Raw genomic sequence first — 18,116 nt, 5'->3', positions numbered from 1 at the left:
TTTGTGCGGTTGCGAACGTCAGTACAGACAGCCGGCCATGCCAGCGCGGATCTGTTCAACATCAGGAGCGGACCAAGGCTTCACGACGCGCTCCATTCGGTCCTGGCGGCAAGCCCCCGATCATCCAATGGGGAGCGCGCTATCCCCAAGGCCTTGAAATCGGTCTCGCTCATGACGCTCTGCGTCCCGATGATGACCGCGATGGAGAGCAACCCGACCGACGATGCGATCTGGATCCAGCCGGTGAGCAGCCCGCGCCGGTCCGGACGCGAGTGCTCCGCAACGTAGACGACGGCACCGCCATATTCGCCGCCGACCGCGAGGCCCTGGATCAATCGCAGCAAGACCAGCGAGATCCATGCAGCATGACCCACGCTGGCATAGGTGGGCAGAAGCCGATCAGCGCCGTGCCGCCTCCCATCATCACGATGGTGATGAGGAAGGTATATTTTCGACCGACCAGATCACCGATGCGACCGAACACCACGGCGCCAATTGGCCGGATCACGAAGCCGGCCGCAAGGGCGCCGAGCGACGCAAGCACGTCGGCGGTCGGGTTGTCCGGCGGAAACAACACCGAGCTCATGAACACGGCGAGCGAGCCGTAGATGAAGAAGTCGTACCACTCGAACACCGTGCCGAGGGTCGTGGCCATCAGTTCCGCTGACGAATTTTCGTTTCGACGTGCTCAGCGTCTCCCCTCTCTGAACTCGCCCCATGATTGATTTTCGGATAGGCACCCTAGAATTCCGAAGATCTTCATTCGCCAAGGGCGCGTCGGGTGTGCCAATCTGTCACTGATTGGAAAGCATACCCGGCGCGGGCAAGCGTATCTTCGGACAGATGCGGGCCGACGAGCTGCATGCTGAGAGGCAACCCGTCCGCCGCCATGCCGTTCGGTAGCGTGATGGTCGGGCTGCCCGAGAAGTCGAATACCGCTGTGAAGCGCAGGATGCTGAGCAGCACGTTCGGATCGGCGCCGTATTCGCCCATCTTGGTCAGCGTTGGGATCGGCACGGGCATGGTGGGAATCAGGAGCAGGTCAATGTCGCCGAACAGCGCCGCGAGGCTGCCGCAGAACTTCAACCGCTCATGATGGATCTGAGCGATCTCGACGCCATTCATCGACCTGCCCTGCTCGATCAGTTGCGCCAGATCTGGGCCGTATTCCGACTTCCGCGACGGATAGGTTTCGAGATGCGCTTCTGCCGTTTCGATGGAGCACATCGGAATCCACATGCTCACGAGCTTCTCGTAAGCTGGGAACTTGACCTCACGAATATCGGCGCCGAGGTCCGCAAGCGTACGCTCCGCTTCCAGCAAGGCGGCGACCACCTGCGGATCGATCCCGTCCTGCGTGTAACTGCGGTCCACGCCAATCCGTAAGCCCCGCACGCCGTCACCGATCCCCGCCAGATAGTTCGGCACCGGCGCCTGAAGGGCGGTCGGATCATTGACGTCTGCGCCCGCGATGACGCAGAGCATGGCCGCGGCATCGGCTGCGGTCCGGCACATTGGCCCGACATGGTCGAGAGAGTCAGCCAGCGGGAAGACGCCGTGGCGGCTCACACGTCCCCAGGTAGGCTTGATCCCGGTCAGCCCGCACGTTGCCGACGGAAACCGGATCGAGCCGCCGGTGTCGCTGCCGATCGAGCCGAAGCAGAGGCCCGCCGAAGTGGCCACGCCCGATCCGCTCGAGGAGGAGCCGACCCAGTAGTCTGTCCCCCAGGGATTGAGCGGCGCCTGGTCGTCGGGATGATGGCTCGTATAGGCGCCCTCGGTCATTTTTAGCTTGCCGAGCGTGACGGCGCCGGCGTGCTCGAGCCGGTCCACGATTGTCGCGTTGAAGGAGGGTACGAACCGGGCGTGGATTGTCGTGCCGCCGGCGGTCGGCGCGAAGGTGGTGTAGCAGAGATCCTTCAATCCGATCGGCACGCCGTGCAGCGGCCCGCGCCAGATGCCCTTGGCAAGCTCGGCGTCACAGCGCTTCGCCTGCGCCATGGCCCGCTCGGCGAGGACGAGCGCGTAGCCGTGAAACTTCTGATCGAGCCTCGCGATCCGGCCCAGCATCACCTCGGTCACTTTCGAAGGTAGAAGCTCGCCGCGGCGGAACAGCTCGGAGATTTCGATGATCGACTTGTAGTGAATTGGATCTGCTGACATCTGACAGTCCTGCTGTTGTCGGAAACGGCTTCGCCCCCCGGCACCGCAGACGGCCCGGTTTCGTGACTGCGCTACTCAGGGAGCGCCTAGAATTGCACGCCGCGCGTGAGGGCACCGTCGACCACGAGGTTGGTCCCCGTGATGAAACTCGCTGCCTTGCTGGCAAGGAACACCGCACCGTTCGCCATTTCCTGCGGCGTGCCCATGCGGCCGGTCGGATTCAGCGCCAGCGCGGTCTTGTACAGTTCGGGATTGCCGTCCTTGATCTGATTCCAGACACCGCCCTCGAAATAGGTGTTGCCCGGCGACACCGAATTGGCGCGGATGCCTTTGCTGGCAAGCTGGAAGGCGAGACCTTGCGTATAGTGGATGATCGCGGCCTTGAACGTGCCGTAGGGGCCGCTCGCGAAGTCAACCTCCCGCCCTGAAACGCTGGAGATGGTCACGATCGCCGCAGCCTTGCTCTTCTCGAGATACGGCATCGCCGCATTGACCAGCCGCACGGTGCCCATCATGTCGGTGGAGAATTCCTTCTCCCAGCTCTCCTCGTCCTGCCCGATCGACAGCGCACTGACATTGGCGACCACGACGTCGATGCCGCCAAGCTTCGAGGCCATGTCCTCGACCCAGGCCTTGAGCGCCGGGCCGTTGGAGACATCGACCGAACTACCAAAGGCAGCGACGCCCTTCGCCTTGATCGCGGCGACTGCGCTATCGACGTCGGCCTGGTTGCGCGCGCAGATGCCGACATCCGCGCCTTCCGCCGCGAATGTGTCGGCGATCGCCCTGCCGATCCCCTTGGTGCTGCCGGTGACGAGAACCTTTGCTCCCTTGAGTCCCAGATCCATGTCCATTCCCTCCCTATTGACGACTTGAAAACATGCCATGCGGCCGTTTAGAGCAGGAGCTGCTCGCGGACATTGTCCTCGTTAACCTCGCCACCCGCCAGCGACTGCGCGATCTTGCCCTTCTCCATGATGTAACAACGCTCGGCGATTGCCAGGATCGTGTCGAGGTTCTGCTCGACGAAGATGATGGTGGTCCCGAGCTCATTCCGGAACGATCTCAGCGCCTCGCAGATGTGCTGGACGATCGAGGGCTGGATACCCTCGGACGGCTCGTCCAGGATCATCAATGACGGATTGCCGATCAGCGCGCGGCCTATGGCGAGCTGTTGCTGCTCGCCGCCCGACATCGTGCCTGCGGCCTGCCGCCGGCGTTCCTTCAGTCGCGGAAAATACTCATAGACGAGTTCAGGCAGCTTCTTGCCGCCGGGACCGCCGATCAACTCGCCGACCTGCAGGTTTTCCTCGACGGTCATCTGCGGAAAGACATCGCGTCCCTGCGGGATATAGCCGAAGCCCGCCCTCGCCCGCGCGTCGGCTTCGAGCTTTGTTACGTCCTGCTCCATGAAGCTGATCGTGCCACGCCCGGTTTGCAGCAAACCGATCAGGCACCGCATCAGAGTCGACTTGCCGACACCGTTACGGCCGATCACGCCGACAATCTCGCCGCGGGAGACCGACATGGTGACGCCCTGCAGAATCGGCGTCGCACCGTATCCCGCCCATAATTCCGATACGTCCAAAATCCGGTCAGTGGGATTGGGTTCAGTGAGCATGGGTCTTACCGAGATATATTTCCGCGACTTTCGCGTCCTGCAAAATGCTTTCGAGATCGCCGCGTGCGAAAATCTTGCCGAGATGCAGCACCGTGACGCGCTGGGCGACCTGGCGCACGAAGGCCATGTCATGCTCGACGACAAGGACCGTCATGCCCTCTGCATTGAACGACTTGATCAGCTCGCCGGTCTTGAAGGTTTCCTCCGGCGACATGCCGGCAGTCGGCTCGTCCAGGAGCAGGAGCTGCGGCTTCAGCGCCAGCGCCATCCCGATCTCGAGCCATTGCTGCTGGCCATGCGACAGCGCACCCGCGAGCTTATCGCTGTCCGGCCCCAGGTTGAGCAGAGTCAGCAGGCGATCCTCCTCGGCGATGCGTTCCGCGCCGGACAGTCGTTCCTGGAGCGCAATCTGGATGTTTTGCCGAACCGGCAGCTCCTTGAACACGCTCGGAGCCTGCATCTTGATGCTCATGCCTCGCTGCACGCGTGCGTAGGGACGCTCCTTGGTGATGTCGACGGTATCGAACAGGATGCTGCCCTGGCTCGGCGGGTAGAGACCCACGATCAGCTTGAACAATGTGCTCTTGCCGGCGCCATTGGGTCCGATCAGGCAGTGGACCTCGCCGGCGTTGACCGTGAGGTCGACGTCGGAGACTGCGGTCAATCCGCCAAAACGCTTGGATACGCCTTTGACTTCGACCAGCGCCATGATCAGGACTCTTCCGACTGCAAGCGACCAGCCTCCGCCATGACGGGGCTATCATCGCGCCGCCGACGTCCGCTCCACCAATCGGCAGCAAGCTTGCCGATGCCGAGCACAAAACCCTGCGGCGCCAGCATCACCGTGGCGAGCAGCAGCGCTCCCATCAGCACGAGTGCTGCCTGCTGGCTGTAGACCGTGATGGTCTGAAAGCCGAACAGCAGCAGGAACGATCCGACCAGAGTTGCGGTCAGATCGCTCCGTCCGGAGAAAGCCACCCATACGATGGGCATCGCCGCCGCAGGCAGGCCGATGCTGGACGGCGTGATGAATTGGCCCCAGGACGTGTACAGCGCACCACTCAGCCCTGCGAGGCCGCTGCCGATCACGAAGGTCAGGAGCTGGTATTTCCGGACGTCATAACCCAGCATCTCGGCGCGCTGCGGGTTCTCGCGCGTCGCCACGATAACGTTGCCGATGCCCGAATTCACGAGCATGCGCAACGCGAGATAGACGATCACGATCAGCGCGATCATGACGTAGTAGAGCGCCGATCCCTCGATATAGAAGTCGCCGACGGCGAGCGGGTCCATGCCCTTCATGCCGTTGAAGCCATTCAGCCGCGCCGGGCCGATGTGCCATTCCGGCCCCGCGGTCTGGCCGAGGAAGAAGGCAAGCACCAGCGTCGCCGACAGCGTCACGATCCCGAAGAAGATGCCGTTGATGCCACCCCAGATCATGAAATAGCCGAGGATGCCAGCCGCCACCATCGCAAGGACAACGGACAGCGCAAGCGCGGCGATCGTTGCGGTGCCGCCGCCCATGTTAATCGCGAGCACGCCATAACCGTAACCGGCGATGCCGAAGAACAAGGTCTGGCCGAACGAGAGCATCCCGCCATAGCCCCACATCAGGCAGAGGCCGAGCGCCATGAATATCCAGATCAGGAAATAGGCGAAATTCCCTACATCATAGGAGTCGGCGAACAGCGGATATGTCAGTGCGCCCGCGAGCACTGCAAGGAAGCAGGACCAGAAGATCTTGCCACGTCCGAGCGTCTGCGGACCTTCCAGCAGCTTGAACATCACAGATTCCCTTTAGCGCCCACGACGAACCAGAACGCTGGAGAGCCCCTCGGGCAACACCCGAATGATCAAAATAACGGCGACCAGCATGCCAATCTGTCCGATGATCTGGCCGTAGCTCGCGTTCAGCGCCATCCGGATCATCGCCAGGAACACAGCGGCCGGCGCTGTTCCGAGCAGCACGTTTGCCCCTCCAATGACGACCGTAACGAAGCTTTCGACCACGAAGGTCGCCCCCATGGTCGGGATCAGCGTCATCGTTGGCGCGTAGAGCGCCCCGCAAAGTCCGGCGAGGCCGGTGCCGATCCCGAAACTGATCGAATAGATTCGGCCCGTTCGCGCGCCCAGCGCCTTCGCCATCGCCGCATTCTGCATCGTCGCCCGGGCGATCACACCAAAGCGCGTCTTCATGAAAACGATGTAGAGACCGCCCAGCACGGCCACCGCGCAACCGAACAGAACCAGACGATAGGTCGAAAACGTATAGCCGCCGATTGCGAAGCTTCCTTCGGGCGTTCCGATGCCCCGCACGGCTGAACCGACAATCAGGAGCATCGATTGCGTCACGATGAGGCTGAGCCCCCAAGTGGCGAGCAGAGAATCCAGCGGCCGCTTGTAGAAGCGCCGCACGATCAGGAACTCGACGGCTATACCGATGAGCCCCGCCGTCAGCGCGGCCAGGATCTGGGCAATTGCGAGCGGAACGCCCAGATTCACCAGGCCGACGGTGACATAGGCGCCGCACATGATGAACTCGCCATGCGCCATATTGATGACGCCCATCATGCCGAACACGATAGCGAGACCTGCGGCCGAGAGAATGAGGAACGCGAACACGTCGGCGAACTGATAGAATACCGAGAATACTTCAGCCGACATCTTGGTCCCTTTGTCGATCCCGGCGCCGCATCGTTGCGGCGCCGGCCTTGTCCAAGAACGCAACTCTCAACACGAGCAAAATCCGTGCCCGTCAGGCGTCACGATTTCTTCGGGAGATGGCTCGGCGTGTATTGGTCCTTGTCGTTCTTCTTGGTGAGATCGCAACCGATTTCGCCAAGCCAGTACGGCTGGATCGTCCCATAGTCCTTCTCGACCTTCACCTCATGCTTCGGCCCGACCGAGATCAGGCGCATGCGGTGCGAGGTGTGCTGGCTCTTCGGATCGATGCACACCTTGCCTTCGGGAGCGTCGATGCATGCATCGCCGGTCGCGATGACCTTGCGCATGTCGTCGAGCTTGATCGACTTCGCCTTCTCGACCAGCGCCTTGTACATGTAGAGCGCATTATAGGCATTGTAGCCCATGTCGTTGATGTAGAGCTCGTCAGGGAATTTCGCGTGCCAGCGCTTCTTGAACTCGGTAGCCTCCGGCGTGTCGATCTCCTCGAACCAATTCGCAGTCGCATGCATGTTGTTAAGCGCCGGCGGCTTGAACCGCTTGTGCTCGAAGCCGAGCATGACCTTGATCGACGATCCCATCGGCAGATTGAGGTTGGCCGCAGCCGCCTGCTCGAAGAACGAATCCTGGGCAGCGCCGACATTGATCGTAAGCAGCCAATCCGGCTTCGCTTTCTGAATGTTCTGGATCGTCTGCGCGAACTGCGACACGCCGAGGGGAATGAACTCCTCACCGACGACCTCGCCGCCGAGATCCTTCATGATCTTGCGGTTCCACTCCGCCGAGATCTGACCGAAATTGTAGTCGGCCGCGATGACATAGACCTTCTTGCCGAACTTCTCGACCATCCACGGGATCAGCGTCGAGAATTGCTGCTCGGGCACCGCGCCCATGCTGATCATGCTGGCGTCGCAGACACCGCCTTCATACTGGTTGGTGTAGAAATAAGGCGTCGAGGTGCGGTCGACGATGGGACGCAGCGCCTCGCGCGAGGCCGATGTGATGCCGCCGATCAGCACGTCGACCTTGTCGCGATTGAGCAGACGTCGGCCGAATTCCTGATAACGGGCGTTGTCGCCCTGCGGATCGAGATGGATCAGCTCGATCTGCCGCCCCAGGATGCCGCCGCTCTTGTTGATCTCTTCGACGGCCAGCTGCGAGCCGTGCAGCTTCGGCATGCCCATGAAGGCGAGATCGCCCGACACGTCCTCGAGCAGACCCACCTTCAACGGTGGTTCCGCGGCCCGAGCAACGGTCATTGCCGCTGCGGTACCGAGCATGGCGCCGAGCAAAACCATCCCTAACTTGCGTCCCGAACTCATCGTGATATCCCCTGTTTCTGAAAGCGACTGGATGTCATGGCTTGAGGTAATTCTTCAGGATCGATGCTCCCATCGTGTATTTTGGGTCGACCATGTTGCCGAGGCGCATCCGCCCGGCTTGGCTGAGCAGCATGTAGGCGTCGATCTCGTCGAAGCCGTAGTCGGCCGCCATCCAGCGCACGAGCTCGCGATAGGCGATACGCGCCGCGTCCTCGAGCGGACGGGCGCTGCCGATCGTCATGATGAAGTCCTTGGTCTCGAGCCGCGGCCAGGCAAAGCTCCAGTTCTTGATCAGGTCGACCTGCAGCGTGACGGTCGCGCGCTGCTCGAGCGCCACGCCGGAGAGCTCACCGTCGCCTTGCGTCGCATGGCAGTCGCCGACGTAGAGCATCCCGCCGTCGGTATGCACCGGGAAGTAGATGATCGCGCCAGGCGCGACGTCGGGCAGATCCATGTTGCCGCCGTGGTAGTCAGGCTGCAGCGACGAGATCGCCTCGATCTCCGGCGAGACGCCGATGGTGCCGATGAACGGCTCGTAGGGCAGCGTGATCTTGTCGTTCCAGCGTATGCCGTTCCTGTCGACATGCAGCTTCTTCACGCGCTCCGACAGGGGCGGATTGAGCAGCGCCGTCGAGCTTGTTCCGACGAGTCCGCCGAACTCAGGAATAATGCAGGTCGTGCCGGCCGGCTGCTCGCCGCGGGTCTCGACGTCGCGGATGTAGATCGCGAGGCAATCGCCCTTCTTGGCGCCCTTGACGGCGATCGGCCCGCATTGCGGGTTGAGATAGGGAAAGTTCAGTTTGGCGGTGGGGCTGTCGCTCTCGCTGGTGAGCACACCGCCGAACGCATCCTCCGTCTCGACAACCACCACTCCACCCGGGTCGATCGACAGGGTCGGCTTGGCGTAGGGACCGTAGACGTAGTGGAAGCTGCCCTGCTGCTCGATGGTCAGACTGTGCGTCGCGCCGGTCGCGCCCTTTGCGACTGCGCGCTTGGCCATGATCGAATTCTTCAACCAGTCTTCTGCAGACATACGAATGGCTCCTCAATTCAGATCCCGGGATGACGCTTGTGCCAGTCGGTGACGCGCTGGAACGTATCGCCCGCGCGAACGAGGCCGGCCTCATCGAAATGACGACCGACGAACTGGAAGCCAACCGGACCGCCATTCGCGGCGAAGCCGCCGGGTAGCGTCACGGTCGGGCTTCCCGTCATGTCGAACGGGCATGTGAAGCGAAGCAAGCCTGCGATCAGCGAGGCGTCCTCGCCGAGCGACGCCATCTTGGCGAGCGTGGGCGCGGCGAATGCCTGGGCCGGCACTGCGAGGAGATCGACCGATTCGAACAGAAGGCGGACGGCGCCACGAAACGCTTCGCGCCGAAGCACGATCTTCTGATAGTCCATGCCGGACTGCTGCCGACCGAGATCGAGCAGGCCAGCGAGCGCCGGGCCGTACTCGTCCTTGCGCGCGGGATAGGTGTCCTCGTGCGCGACGGCGACCTCGATGCCGCAGAGCGGGAACCAGTCGTCGATGACCGCCTTGGGATCGGGGAACGTGATCTCCTTGATCTTCGCGCCGAGATCGGCCGCTACACGCAGACCCTCGGTCAACACCTTGGCCGCATCGCCATCGGTGCCTTCGCTGGTCCAGCGCCGGTCGACGCCGATCGTCACGCCGCGAAGGTCGCCGGACAAACCGGCGAGATAGTCAGGCACGGGCAGCGGAACCGACGTCGTGTCCTTGGGGTCCTGACCCGCGATCACGCCGAGGATGGCGCCGCAATCGACTGCGCTTCTTGCCATCGGGCCGATATGATCCAGCGTCGCCGCAAGCTCGAATGCGCCGTAGCGGCTGACGCGTCCCCAGGTCGGCTTGAGCCCGGTGACGCCGTTAGCCGCGGACGGAAAGCGGATCGATCCGCCCGTATCGGTGCCGAGCGAGCCGAAACAGAGGCCCGCCGCGGTAGCGACGCCGGAGCCGCTCGAGGATGCCCCCGGCCAGAGATCCGCGTTCCACGGGTTCTTCGGCGGGTCGATCTTCGGGTGATGATCGGCGTAGGCGCCTTCGGTTTGCTGCAGCTTGCCGAGGATGATGGCGCCGGCATCCTTCAACCGCGCAACTACCGTTGCATCCTCGGTGGGACGGAAATCTCGATGAATGGTCATGCCATGGGCCGCCGGCGCGCCCTTGGCCCAGCAGAGATCCTTGACCGCCACTGGCACACCATGCAGCGGCCCCTTGATCTTTCCGGAAGCGATCTCCTTCTCGGCCGTGGCAGCGTCCGCGAGCGCCGAGTCAGCCATCACATAAGCGAAACTCTTGAGCTTGCCGTCGAGCTTCTCGATACGCCCGAGCATCGCTTTGGTCGCTTCGACCGGCGACAGCTCCTTCGCCTGGATCTTCCGCCCGACGTCGACGAGTCCGAGATAGTGGAGATCTGTTGCCGCCATCGTTCTTCATCCTCACACTCGATGTGACGCGCGGTCGTCTCCGCGCATGCGTCACCGTTCTGGCGACGCGGACGCATCGCCAGCTTCCTTGGCGGCAAACGAAAAAAGCCACCCGTCCCTCCCGAATGAGGCGACGAATGGCTCAAATGCCGCGGCTATGATCTATCGCTTAGGGGCCGCAATCGAACGAAGCACTTAGTGCAAGGAGCTGGACGTCATCGGCCAGATCGGCGCACGCGAGGTTCGACAGGTAGCCCTGTAGGAGAAAAGTCTAAGTAACTGCCCATCGCATTGTCAACGATGCTCTCTGCCTAAATTTCGATAGTGCTGCGCAGCAAAACGGCAAGCCACTTGCACTGTCATCGCCGATGATGATTTCATCTTCGCGTTGCACTACCGAAAGTCGTCAATGACAAAACCGTCTGTTCCCGTTGGCATCATCTGCTCGCAGTCCGGGCCATATCAGGCTATGGGCCGCGAGATCCTCAAGAGCGCGATGATGGCGGTCGACGAGATCAACAACCAGACGGAGTTCGGCTTCTCGATTGCCGCTCATATCCGCGATCCTCGCGGCATCATCTCCGAATACCATACGGTCTGCGACGATCTCATCCGCAATGTCGGCGTCGAGCACATCATCGGCTGCTACACGTCGGCGTCGCGCAAACAAGTTCTGCCGATCGTGGAGCGCACCGATCGCCTGCTCTGGTATCCTGCGCGCTACGAAGGCTTCGAGTGCTCCGACAACGTCATTTATGTCGGCGCCTCGCCCAATCACAACGTCCTGCCGCTCGTCCGGTACGTGCTCGACAATCTGTCCCGGGAGATCTTCTGCGTCGGCTCCAACTACGTTTGGACATGGGAGACCAATCGCGTCACCCGGGAGCTGGTCAGCGCGGCAGACGGCCACATCCTGGCCGAACGGCTGCTCGAACTCGGCGAAAGCGCCGTCGGGCATATCGTCGACGAGATCGTCCGCCGCAAGCCGCCGATCGTGTTCAACACGCTGGTCGGAAGCTCGAGCTATGACTTCATTCGCGCCTTCCACGCCGGAACCAAGGCCGCCGGGCTCGAGATTCCGATGCTGAGCTGCAGCCTGTGCGAGCCGGAACTGTCGATCGTCGGACCGGCGTCGGCCGGCTGCATCACGTCATCGGCTTATTTCGAGAGCATCCGCCTGCCGGAGAACCGCGCATTCGTTGCGCGCTGGAAGGCGCGCTATGGCGACGACAGCAGCCCCTCGGTCGACGGGCAGTCCGCCTATGTCGCCGTCTATCTGCTGGCGCGCGCATTGCAGCGCGCTGGCACATCGAACATCGCCGAGGTGCGGCGCGCTGCGGCCGGTCATCGCTACAATTCGCCGCAAGGGCCGGTCTGGATCGACGGCGGCAACAATCATTGCGTCCTTACACCGCGGCTTGCCGTTTCCAATCCGCGAGGACAGTTTGATATCTTCTGGGAAGCCGACGCGCCTGTTAAGCCTGATCCTTACCTGACGCAGCTCGACGTTGCCGTCAGCCCTTCGAGGGAGACCTCGGCGGGCGGCGCATTGCCGAATGCGCCGCATTTGCGGGTTGTAAAATGAGCAGACCGTCTTCATTTTCGCTGCGCGGGCGTAAGGCAATCGTCGCCATCAAGGACGAACGCGACGCAACCATCGTGCGACGCCAGTTCGAGCGTCTTGGAGTCGACAGCATCGCGTGGGAGCCGACAGAGGCGATCGACTTCGCGCCGGATCTGGCGTTGATCGATGACGAGTTCCTGCCTTTGACGCAACCGGCACGACGCGCGTTCCTAGGACGCTGCCCGGTCATCGCCCTGCTCGGCACCGAAACGCCGAGCCGGCTGAAGCTAGTGTTCGAGCTCGATCCAGCCTCGTTCCTGGTCAAGCCGTTGCGCTCGGCCGGCATCTACGCGGCGCTCGTCATGGCAATCGAGCGAAGCGAACGCACCAACGAATTGAAGCAGCAGGTGGTCAAGCTCGAGCAGCGTCTTCGGTCGCGTCGCGTCGTGCTCGCCGCCGTTCTCCAGGTGATGCACTCGCACGCGCTCGCAGAACCAGCCGCCTTTGCGCTGATCCGCAAAGCCGCCATGGAACAACGCAAGACGATCGAAGAGCTTTCGGCGGAGATTACCGCCAAGGGCATGCTCCCGCGCGCAACCGGCTAGCTCACTTCCATACGTGTGCATTCCTCACCGCACTTCGCCTGACCTACCGGCAATGGTGAGGCGTAGGCTGATCTACGCCGAATGGCTCAAGTTTCGCGAGGACATCGTGACCGGGTTCAGAGTTGCGGAGGCGAGCTTTGAGTCCAATCTCTACAGTTTGTACAAGACCTGAGCGGAGTCTATTCACGAGCTTGCCGGTCGAAATAGTGCTGCCCCGAACGGGGCGGCGTCAGGGAGAGCCTGTTTCGGCCGATGGCAGACTGATGATCCGCGGCGCGCCGACCTCGCGGGGCAATGGCGCGCCGAGCACAAGTGAGAGCCGATACGAGGCGTCGGTGAGCCGGGACGCCAGCGCCTGGAGATCGGCCTGACGGATGCGTTCGATTGGGCCGCTCACGGTCATGGCGCCCACCAGCGCTCCTTCGTGGCCGAAAACGGCGGTGGAGAGGGAGGCCGTCACAGCGTCGTAGATTCCGGAACTGACGAAGACCTGCACGCCGCCATCCGTGCGGTCTGCCCAGCGCGCCGTCCGCAGCACTTGTCCCGTCGAGGTCAAATCGAGTGGCGCGAGATTTGTGGGCCGCGCGACGTCGCGCACGAGTTGCGGCGAATCCACCCGAAACAGACAAAGCCGGCTATCGCGTTCACGCACGTGGAACGCACTGCTCTCCAACGTCTCCTGGCTTAGCCGCTGAAGGACCGGCAGCACATGCTGTTCGAGATTGAAATTGGCCCGATAGGTGGTGCCGAGCTGGAATGTCTTTGCGCCGAGCGCGTAGCGGCCGTCGCTGAGGCGGACGACGTAGCCGGCTTCATCCAGCGACACCAGCGAGCGCATTACGGTCGGTTTCGCCAAGCCCGTGATCTTGGCGATGTCGGCCAGGCTGCGCGACCCGGCTCCAGCGAAGGTATCCAGGATCGCCAACGCCCGTTGCACGGCGGCGACCCCTTGCGTCTTGGGCATCGAAAATCCCTGTCCTGCCGATTTTCAGTTGACCTCGGCTCGTCACCGTTACACTATGCGTAACGGCGTTCCATTTTCAATGGGGTTGATATGGCCGTAGGGTTCAGGATCCTTTCCCGCAAGCGTGTTGTCGCAGGCGAATGGGTCGAACGGGCTCGCGCCCTTCCGGTCGCCAACATCAGCGATGTGATGTCGCGCATGGCCGCGGGCGGCGCCACGCTCCGGCCGATGCATGCAGCTGGCGGCATGGCCGGTCCCGCTTTGACCGTGAAGACGCGCCCCGGCGACAATCTGATGGTCCACAAAGCGCTCGACATCGCGGTTGCCGGCGACGTCATCGTGGTCGATGCGGGCGGCGACCTCAGCAACGCAATCTTCGGCGAGATGATGCTCGCGCAGGCCGCCCGGCGCGGCGTCGCCGGCATCGTTATCCATGGCGCGATCCGCGATGCCGCTGCGATCCGGGCAAACCCCCTTCCTGTTTTCGCGGCGGGTGTCACCCATCGCGGTCCGTACAAGGACGGTCCGGGCGAGATCAACGGACCGATCGCGATCGGCGGCATGGCCATCCAGTCCGGGGATTTGGTGCTGGGCGACGACGACGGCGTGCTAGCCGTCGCCATCGACGATTGCCGAGCGGTGATCGAGGCAGCCGAAGCCAAGCAGGCTGCCGAGACCAAGCAAATGGCGGCGATCGAAGCCGGCACGCTCGATCGTAGCTGGGTCGACGCCTCGCTCCGACGTCTCGGCTGCGAGATGCCAGAGGTCTAGCGATGGCCGGGCGTACGATCTCCGAGAAGATCCTCGCTCGAAAATCCGGGCAGGATGCGCACGCCGGGGACCTCGTGGTCTGCGAGGTCGATTGCGCGCTCGGCACCGACGGTTCGGTCCCGATGGCGCTCGACTATTTCAAGGCGATGGGCGGAGAGAACGTGCGCGATGCCGCCCGATTGGTCTTTGCGCTCGACCATTACGTGCCGCCGACAAGCCCGCAGACGATCGAGCTGCACCGCGTGATGCGGGACTTCGCCAGGCGGTTCAGCGTCACGCTGCATGAAGCTGGCGAAGGAATCGGTCACCAGCTCATCGTGGAGACGGGCCGCGCTCTGCCGGGTGGTCTGGTCGTTGGAGCCGACAGCCATGCCGTGACATACGGGGCACTGAATTGCTTTGCGACCGGGATCGGCTCGTCCGATCTCGCCGCGGTCATGCTGTGTGGCCGGATCTGGCTGCGCGTGCCGGATTCGATCCGCGTCGTCCTGACCGGACAACTGCCGAGCGGCGTCTATGCGAAGGATATCGCACTGGCCCTCGCGGGCATGCTCGGCGCTGACGGTGCCGCCTATCAGGCACTCGAATTCGCAGGACCGGGTGTCGCCACCCTCGCGCTGGAGGACCGCCTCGTCCTGAGCAATCTTGCGGTCGAGATGGGCGCGAAGACCGGCATCTTCCCGGCCGATGCTGAAACCGTCGCCTATCTGCAGGGCCGCACCGGCCAAGCTTTCGAACCGGTCGCAGCGGATCCGGATGCGCACTACAGCCGGACCGTGGAGATTGCGGTCGACGCCCTCACGCCGCGGATCGCGTTGCCGCATCTGGTGGATCAGGTCGTGGCGCTCGAGGATGCGGCCGGCACGCCGGTACAGATGGTCTATCTTGGCACCTGCACCGGCGGCAGGTTACGCGACTTCCATCAAGCCCTCGCCGTGCTCGAGGCGGGTGGAGGCGTCGCGCCCGGCGTGCAGCTCGTGGTCACGCCGGCATCGCGCGAGGTCCGCGACGCCATGGCGGCCGATGGCACGCTCGACGCCCTGGTCGGCTTCGGCGCCACCGTGGTCGAGCCGGGCTGCGGCTCCTGCTGCGGGACCTGCGGGGTGATCCCCGGCGACGGGGTTTCGGTGATCTCGACCGCCAACCGCAACTTCAAAGGCCGCATGGGCAACGCCAAGGCATCGATCTATCTCGCCTCCCCGGCAGCTTGCGCAGCCGCCGCGACCCGCGGTGTCGTGACCGATCCTCGCGAGGTGTCGCGATGACAGCCCTGCGAGGACGCGCGCGACTTGTCGGCGACGACGTCAACACCGACTCCATCATCAGCTCGACCCGCAAGCGGGAGAGCCTCGACCCCGCCGTTCTCAGGCAATTCCTGTTCGAGCATGTCGATCCGACCTTTGCAGCCTCTGTGCAACCCGGAGACATCCTGGTGGCAGGCAAGAATTTCGGTTGCGGCTCAGCCATGGAAGTCGCCGTCACAACAGTGCTCGGCGCCGGCATTCCGGCGGTGCTGGCCCGAAGCTTCTCGCGCACCTACTACCGCAACGCGATCAACAACGGCCTGCTGCCGCTCGTCTGCGATACCGGCGGGATTCGCGAGGGCGACATCCTGATCTCCGACGGCACCGGCGCGATCCGCAACGAACGCAGCGGCGAGACGCTCAGCCCGGAGCCGCTGCCGCCGATCATGCTGGCGATCCTGCGCGCGGGCGGCCTCGTTCCCTACATGCGTCAAAACGGTGACTTCAAGCTATGACGACCACAGACACTCCGAGCGCCATTGCCTCGACGGGATACCGTCTTCGGCTTCCCGGTCCAACCGAAGTGCCCGAGCGGGTGCGGCAGGCGATGGCTCGGGTGATGGTCAACCATCGCGGACCCGAATGCCGGACTGCAATCGGCGAGGCGGAGGAGATGATCCGCCCGATTTTAGGCACGACGAACCGCATCCTGTTCTTTGCGAGCTCCGGAACCGGCGTTATGGAGGCTGCGCTCGTCAACGTGGCCGGACCGGGCCATCGGATCCTCGTAGTCGAGCATGGTCAGTTCGGTGAGCGTTTCACCACGATCGCCAAGGCCATGAACATCACCGTCGACACGGTCGCGATCGAATGGGGCCAGGCGATCGATGTCGCCGCGGTGGAAGCCCGATTGCGCGAGCACGCCTATCGCGCCGTCGTCGTCGTGCACAATGAGAGCTCGACCGGGATCGTGGCCGATCTCGCGGCGCTCGGCGCACTGGTGCGCGACCGGCCAACACTGCTCATCGCAGACTCCGTCAGCGGCCTCGGCGGCATCGCGATGCGGCAGGACGAATGGGGCGTCGACATCGTCGTCTCGGCCTCGCAAAAGGCCTTGATGTGCCCGCCCGGCCTCGCACTTGCCAGCGTCAGCGCCAAGGCGTGGCGCGTGATCGGGCAGGACGAGCAGCGATCGGCCTTCTATTGGGATTTCCGTCGCGCGCTGAAATCCGCAGAGCAGAACGAGACCGCGTTCACGGCACCGGTGAGCCTCATCTATGGCCTGCGTGAGGCCTTGACGATGATGCACGAGGAAGGCTTCGCCAATGTGCTCGCGCGCCACAAGAAGCTCTCCGCCGCGCTGCGCGCCGGCGGCGCGGCGCTTGGACTCGCAGATTTTTGCCGCGATGAGCCACGCTCGAACACGGTCGTGGTTTTCAAGGTCCCCGACGGGCTCGAAGGCGGAGCCATCGTGCGGCAGCTCTACCAGGATCACCGCACGGTGATCGCAGGCGCCCGCAACCGTCTCTCCGGCCGTGTCATCCGGTTTGGCACGATGGGTGCTTTGAGCGCGGGGACCATTCTGACCGACCTTCTGCATCTCGAGGACGCACTCACGAAGTTCGGCCTGCCGATCGAACCCGGCGCCGGGCTCAAGGCGGCCACCGAGTACCTCGCCGCAACCGCATGAGCAATCGCTGAACCCACGAGGGCGAACCACGATGAGATCTCCTGCCTCCATCCTCGCCCGAGTCGTGACGCTCGCGGCATCGCTGTTCGCGGCCGAGCTGGCCTCGGCCCAGCAGAACGTCGTGCTCTATTCGGCCAACGACGACACCGTGAACAAGCTTGTAGCCGAAGGCTTCGCCAAGGCGACCGGAATCAAGGTCGACGTGGTCTCGACCGGATCAGGTGTGCTGGTGCGCCGCGTCGCGTCCGAGGCCGCCAATCCGCAGGGCGACGTGATCTGGGGCGTCAGTGCGACGCTGCTGCGGCTGGCGAGCCCGCACCTTCAGGCTTACGCGGCGAAGGGCCGCGAAGCCGTGCTGGCGCAATTTCGCGATCCAAACGACCTTTGGCTGGGCACCAACATCCAGGTCGTTGTGATCGGCCAGAACACCAAGGCGATCGACAAGGCCAGCGGGCCCAAAGCCTGGGCAGACCTCCTCGATCCGAAATGGAAAGGCAAGCTCGCCTTTACCGACCCTGCCAATTCCGGATTCTCATATGCGGCCGCGACCACGCTTCTCTCGCTGTGGGGCGCGGACGACGCAGCCTGGACCAAGATGGACGGGCTGCTTGCGAATGCGAAGGTGCTCAACCGCTCGACCCAGGTCTTCGACGGGATCGGCAGCGGCGAATATCCGCTTGGCATCACGCTCGAATATGCCGGGTTCCTGTGGGCCCATAACGGTGCGCCGGTGAGCGTCGCCTATCCGGCCGAGGGCACCTATGCGGGCGTCGAGGGCGCGGCCATCCTGAAAGGCGGACCGAACCCCGAGCCTGCCAAACGGCTGGTCGACTATCTGGCCAGCAAGGAAGTCCAGGAGATGTTGCTGAAGGCGACGTTCCGGCGCCCTGCCCGTCAGGATATCGAGCTCGAGGCAGTCGCACCGGGGATGCTGCCGTTCTCGGCGGTCAAGGTGCTACCCTATGACGACACCAAATGGGAAGCGGCCCGTCGCGACACCCTCGCGCGGCTGAAGACCACGATCCAGAACACGCGCTGA

The 18,116-nt window shown here is 63.3% G+C and carries 19 protein-coding genes; 7 read left to right on the top strand and 12 right to left on the bottom strand.

Features of this window, described 5'->3' with window-relative positions:
• Window positions 1-80: 80 nt before the first annotated feature.
• From AB7531_RS15205 to AB7531_RS15155, 11 genes are all read right to left on the bottom strand, one after another.
• A complete protein-coding gene (locus AB7531_RS15205; protein ID WP_371497788.1) occupies window positions 81-344 on the bottom strand; it encodes an MFS transporter in 264 nt (87 codons plus the stop codon).
• Window positions 332-655, bottom strand: a complete 324-nt coding sequence (locus AB7531_RS15200; protein ID WP_063982323.1) for an MFS transporter — start codon at window positions 653-655, stop codon at window positions 332-334. The genes AB7531_RS15205 and AB7531_RS15200 overlap by 13 nt, the downstream gene beginning before the upstream one ends.
• 104 nt (window positions 656-759) lie before the next feature.
• A complete protein-coding gene (locus AB7531_RS15195) occupies window positions 760-2,163 on the bottom strand; it encodes an amidase (RefSeq protein ID WP_063982322.1) in 1,404 nt (467 codons plus the stop codon).
• 86 nt (window positions 2,164-2,249) lie between these two features.
• Window positions 2,250-3,011, bottom strand: coding sequence for an SDR family NAD(P)-dependent oxidoreductase (locus AB7531_RS15190; RefSeq protein WP_028158375.1), 762 nt, complete (start codon window positions 3,009-3,011; stop codon window positions 2,250-2,252).
• Window positions 3,012-3,058: 47 nt separating this feature from the next.
• A complete protein-coding gene (locus tag AB7531_RS15185) occupies window positions 3,059-3,784 on the bottom strand; it encodes an ABC transporter ATP-binding protein (RefSeq protein ID WP_084795065.1) in 726 nt (241 codons plus the stop codon).
• The gene (locus AB7531_RS15180; protein ID WP_014494067.1) at window positions 3,774-4,493 is read right to left on the bottom strand and encodes an ABC transporter ATP-binding protein; all 720 of its coding nucleotides are present in this window, start codon (window positions 4,491-4,493) and stop codon (window positions 3,774-3,776) included. The genes AB7531_RS15185 and AB7531_RS15180 overlap by 11 nt, the downstream gene beginning before the upstream one ends.
• A gap of 2 nt (window positions 4,494-4,495) precedes the next feature.
• Window positions 4,496-5,569 (bottom strand): branched-chain amino acid ABC transporter permease, encoded by a 1,074-nt coding sequence (locus tag AB7531_RS15175; protein ID WP_063982321.1) that lies wholly within the window; start codon window positions 5,567-5,569, stop codon window positions 4,496-4,498.
• 12 nt (window positions 5,570-5,581) lie between these two features.
• Window positions 5,582-6,448 carry an ABC transporter permease subunit gene (locus AB7531_RS15170; RefSeq protein ID WP_063982320.1) on the bottom strand — a complete coding sequence of 289 codons (867 nt, stop codon included), beginning with the start codon at window positions 6,446-6,448 and terminating at the stop codon, window positions 5,582-5,584.
• Window positions 6,449-6,546: 98 nt separating this feature from the next.
• Window positions 6,547-7,788 (bottom strand): urea ABC transporter substrate-binding protein, encoded by a 1,242-nt coding sequence (locus AB7531_RS15165; RefSeq protein WP_063982319.1) that lies wholly within the window; start codon window positions 7,786-7,788, stop codon window positions 6,547-6,549.
• 34 nt (window positions 7,789-7,822) lie between these two features.
• On the bottom strand, window positions 7,823-8,821 hold the full coding sequence (locus tag AB7531_RS15160) for an acetamidase/formamidase family protein (RefSeq protein WP_063982318.1): 999 nt from the start codon (window positions 8,819-8,821) through the stop codon (window positions 7,823-7,825).
• Between the two features lie 17 nt (window positions 8,822-8,838).
• Complete coding sequence (locus AB7531_RS15155) at window positions 8,839-10,239, bottom strand: amidase (RefSeq protein ID WP_063982317.1); 1,401 nt, start codon at window positions 10,237-10,239, stop codon at window positions 8,839-8,841.
• A gap of 409 nt (window positions 10,240-10,648) precedes the next feature.
• On the opposite strand from AB7531_RS15155, the gene AB7531_RS15150 reads away from it, so the two are divergent.
• Both AB7531_RS15150 and AB7531_RS15145 read left to right on the top strand, forming a co-directional pair.
• Window positions 10,649-11,824, top strand: a complete 1,176-nt coding sequence (locus AB7531_RS15150) for a transporter substrate-binding domain-containing protein (RefSeq protein ID WP_063982316.1) — start codon at window positions 10,649-10,651, stop codon at window positions 11,822-11,824.
• Window positions 11,821-12,408 (top strand): ANTAR domain-containing response regulator, encoded by a 588-nt coding sequence (locus AB7531_RS15145; protein WP_028151206.1) that lies wholly within the window; start codon window positions 11,821-11,823, stop codon window positions 12,406-12,408. Before AB7531_RS15150 ends, AB7531_RS15145 begins: the two co-directional genes overlap by 4 nt.
• Before the next feature lie 229 nt (window positions 12,409-12,637).
• Here the strand turns inward: AB7531_RS15145 and AB7531_RS15140 are convergent, their stop codons facing one another.
• Entirely contained in the window at window positions 12,638-13,372 is a 735-nt protein-coding gene (locus AB7531_RS15140) for an IclR family transcriptional regulator (RefSeq protein ID WP_063982315.1), read from the bottom strand.
• 90 nt (window positions 13,373-13,462) lie between these two features.
• Here AB7531_RS15140 and AB7531_RS15135 point away from each other — a divergent pair, with 90 nt between their 5' ends.
• The 5 genes from AB7531_RS15135 to AB7531_RS15115 are packed head-to-tail and all read left to right on the top strand — an operon-like array spanning window position 13,463 to window position 18,116.
• Window positions 13,463-14,143, top strand: a complete 681-nt coding sequence (locus AB7531_RS15135; protein WP_063982314.1) for an RraA family protein — start codon at window positions 13,463-13,465, stop codon at window positions 14,141-14,143.
• A gap of 2 nt (window positions 14,144-14,145) precedes the next feature.
• Window positions 14,146-15,408, top strand: a complete 1,263-nt coding sequence (locus tag AB7531_RS15130) for a 3-isopropylmalate dehydratase large subunit (RefSeq protein WP_063982313.1) — start codon at window positions 14,146-14,148, stop codon at window positions 15,406-15,408.
• The gene (locus AB7531_RS15125) at window positions 15,405-15,902 is read left to right on the top strand and encodes a LeuD/DmdB family oxidoreductase small subunit (RefSeq protein ID WP_038956051.1); all 498 of its coding nucleotides are present in this window, start codon (window positions 15,405-15,407) and stop codon (window positions 15,900-15,902) included. Before AB7531_RS15130 ends, AB7531_RS15125 begins: the two co-directional genes overlap by 4 nt.
• Window positions 15,899-17,077 carry a pyridoxal-phosphate-dependent aminotransferase family protein gene (locus AB7531_RS15120; RefSeq protein WP_063982312.1) on the top strand — a complete coding sequence of 393 codons (1,179 nt, stop codon included), beginning with the start codon at window positions 15,899-15,901 and terminating at the stop codon, window positions 17,075-17,077. Before AB7531_RS15125 ends, AB7531_RS15120 begins: the two co-directional genes overlap by 4 nt.
• Before the next feature lie 31 nt (window positions 17,078-17,108).
• On the top strand, window positions 17,109-18,116 hold the full coding sequence (locus AB7531_RS15115) for an extracellular solute-binding protein (protein ID WP_084795063.1): 1,008 nt from the start codon (window positions 17,109-17,111) through the stop codon (window positions 18,114-18,116).

Origin of the sequence: Bradyrhizobium sp. 63_E2_N1_3, from assembly GCF_052076005.1 — a bacterium.
Lineage (GTDB): Bacteria > Pseudomonadota > Alphaproteobacteria > Rhizobiales > Xanthobacteraceae > Bradyrhizobium > Bradyrhizobium barranii.
The sequence above is the reverse complement of the archived record's forward strand: the minus strand, read 5'-3'. Positions and strand labels throughout refer to the sequence as shown.

Bases quoted from the DNA above. Each gene is read 5' to 3' on its own strand.
- AB7531_RS15200 (WP_063982323.1), bottom strand. From the start codon at position 655: ATGGCCACGACCCTCGGCACGGTGTTCGAGTGGTACGACTTCTTCATC.
- AB7531_RS15195 (WP_063982322.1), bottom strand. From the start codon at position 2,163: ATGTCAGCAGATCCAATTCACTACAAGTCGATCATCGAAATCTCCGAG.
- AB7531_RS15190 (WP_028158375.1), bottom strand. From the start codon at position 3,011: ATGGATCTGGGACTCAAGGGAGCAAAGGTTCTCGTCACCGGCAGCACC.
- AB7531_RS15185 (WP_084795065.1), bottom strand. From the start codon at position 3,784: ATGCTCACTGAACCCAATCCCACTGACCGGATTTTGGACGTATCGGAA.
- AB7531_RS15180 (WP_014494067.1), bottom strand. From the start codon at position 4,493: ATGGCGCTGGTCGAAGTCAAAGGCGTATCCAAGCGTTTTGGCGGATTG.
- AB7531_RS15175 (WP_063982321.1), bottom strand. From the start codon at position 5,569: ATGTTCAAGCTGCTGGAAGGTCCGCAGACGCTCGGACGTGGCAAGATC.
- AB7531_RS15170 (WP_063982320.1), bottom strand. From the start codon at position 6,448: ATGTCGGCTGAAGTATTCTCGGTATTCTATCAGTTCGCCGACGTGTTC.
- AB7531_RS15165 (WP_063982319.1), bottom strand. From the start codon at position 7,788: ATGAGTTCGGGACGCAAGTTAGGGATGGTTTTGCTCGGCGCCATGCTC.
- AB7531_RS15160 (WP_063982318.1), bottom strand. From the start codon at position 8,821: ATGTCTGCAGAAGACTGGTTGAAGAATTCGATCATGGCCAAGCGCGCA.
- AB7531_RS15155 (WP_063982317.1), bottom strand. From the start codon at position 10,239: ATGGCGGCAACAGATCTCCACTATCTCGGACTCGTCGACGTCGGGCGG.
- AB7531_RS15150 (WP_063982316.1), top strand. From the start codon at position 10,649: ATGACAAAACCGTCTGTTCCCGTTGGCATCATCTGCTCGCAGTCCGGG.
- AB7531_RS15145 (WP_028151206.1), top strand. From the start codon at position 11,821: ATGAGCAGACCGTCTTCATTTTCGCTGCGCGGGCGTAAGGCAATCGTC.
- AB7531_RS15140 (WP_063982315.1), bottom strand. From the start codon at position 13,372: ATGCCCAAGACGCAAGGGGTCGCCGCCGTGCAACGGGCGTTGGCGATC.
- AB7531_RS15135 (WP_063982314.1), top strand. From the start codon at position 13,463: ATGGCCGTAGGGTTCAGGATCCTTTCCCGCAAGCGTGTTGTCGCAGGC.
- AB7531_RS15130 (WP_063982313.1), top strand. From the start codon at position 14,146: ATGGCCGGGCGTACGATCTCCGAGAAGATCCTCGCTCGAAAATCCGGG.
- AB7531_RS15125 (WP_038956051.1), top strand. From the start codon at position 15,405: ATGACAGCCCTGCGAGGACGCGCGCGACTTGTCGGCGACGACGTCAAC.
- AB7531_RS15120 (WP_063982312.1), top strand. From the start codon at position 15,899: ATGACGACCACAGACACTCCGAGCGCCATTGCCTCGACGGGATACCGT.
- AB7531_RS15115 (WP_084795063.1), top strand. From the start codon at position 17,109: ATGAGATCTCCTGCCTCCATCCTCGCCCGAGTCGTGACGCTCGCGGCA.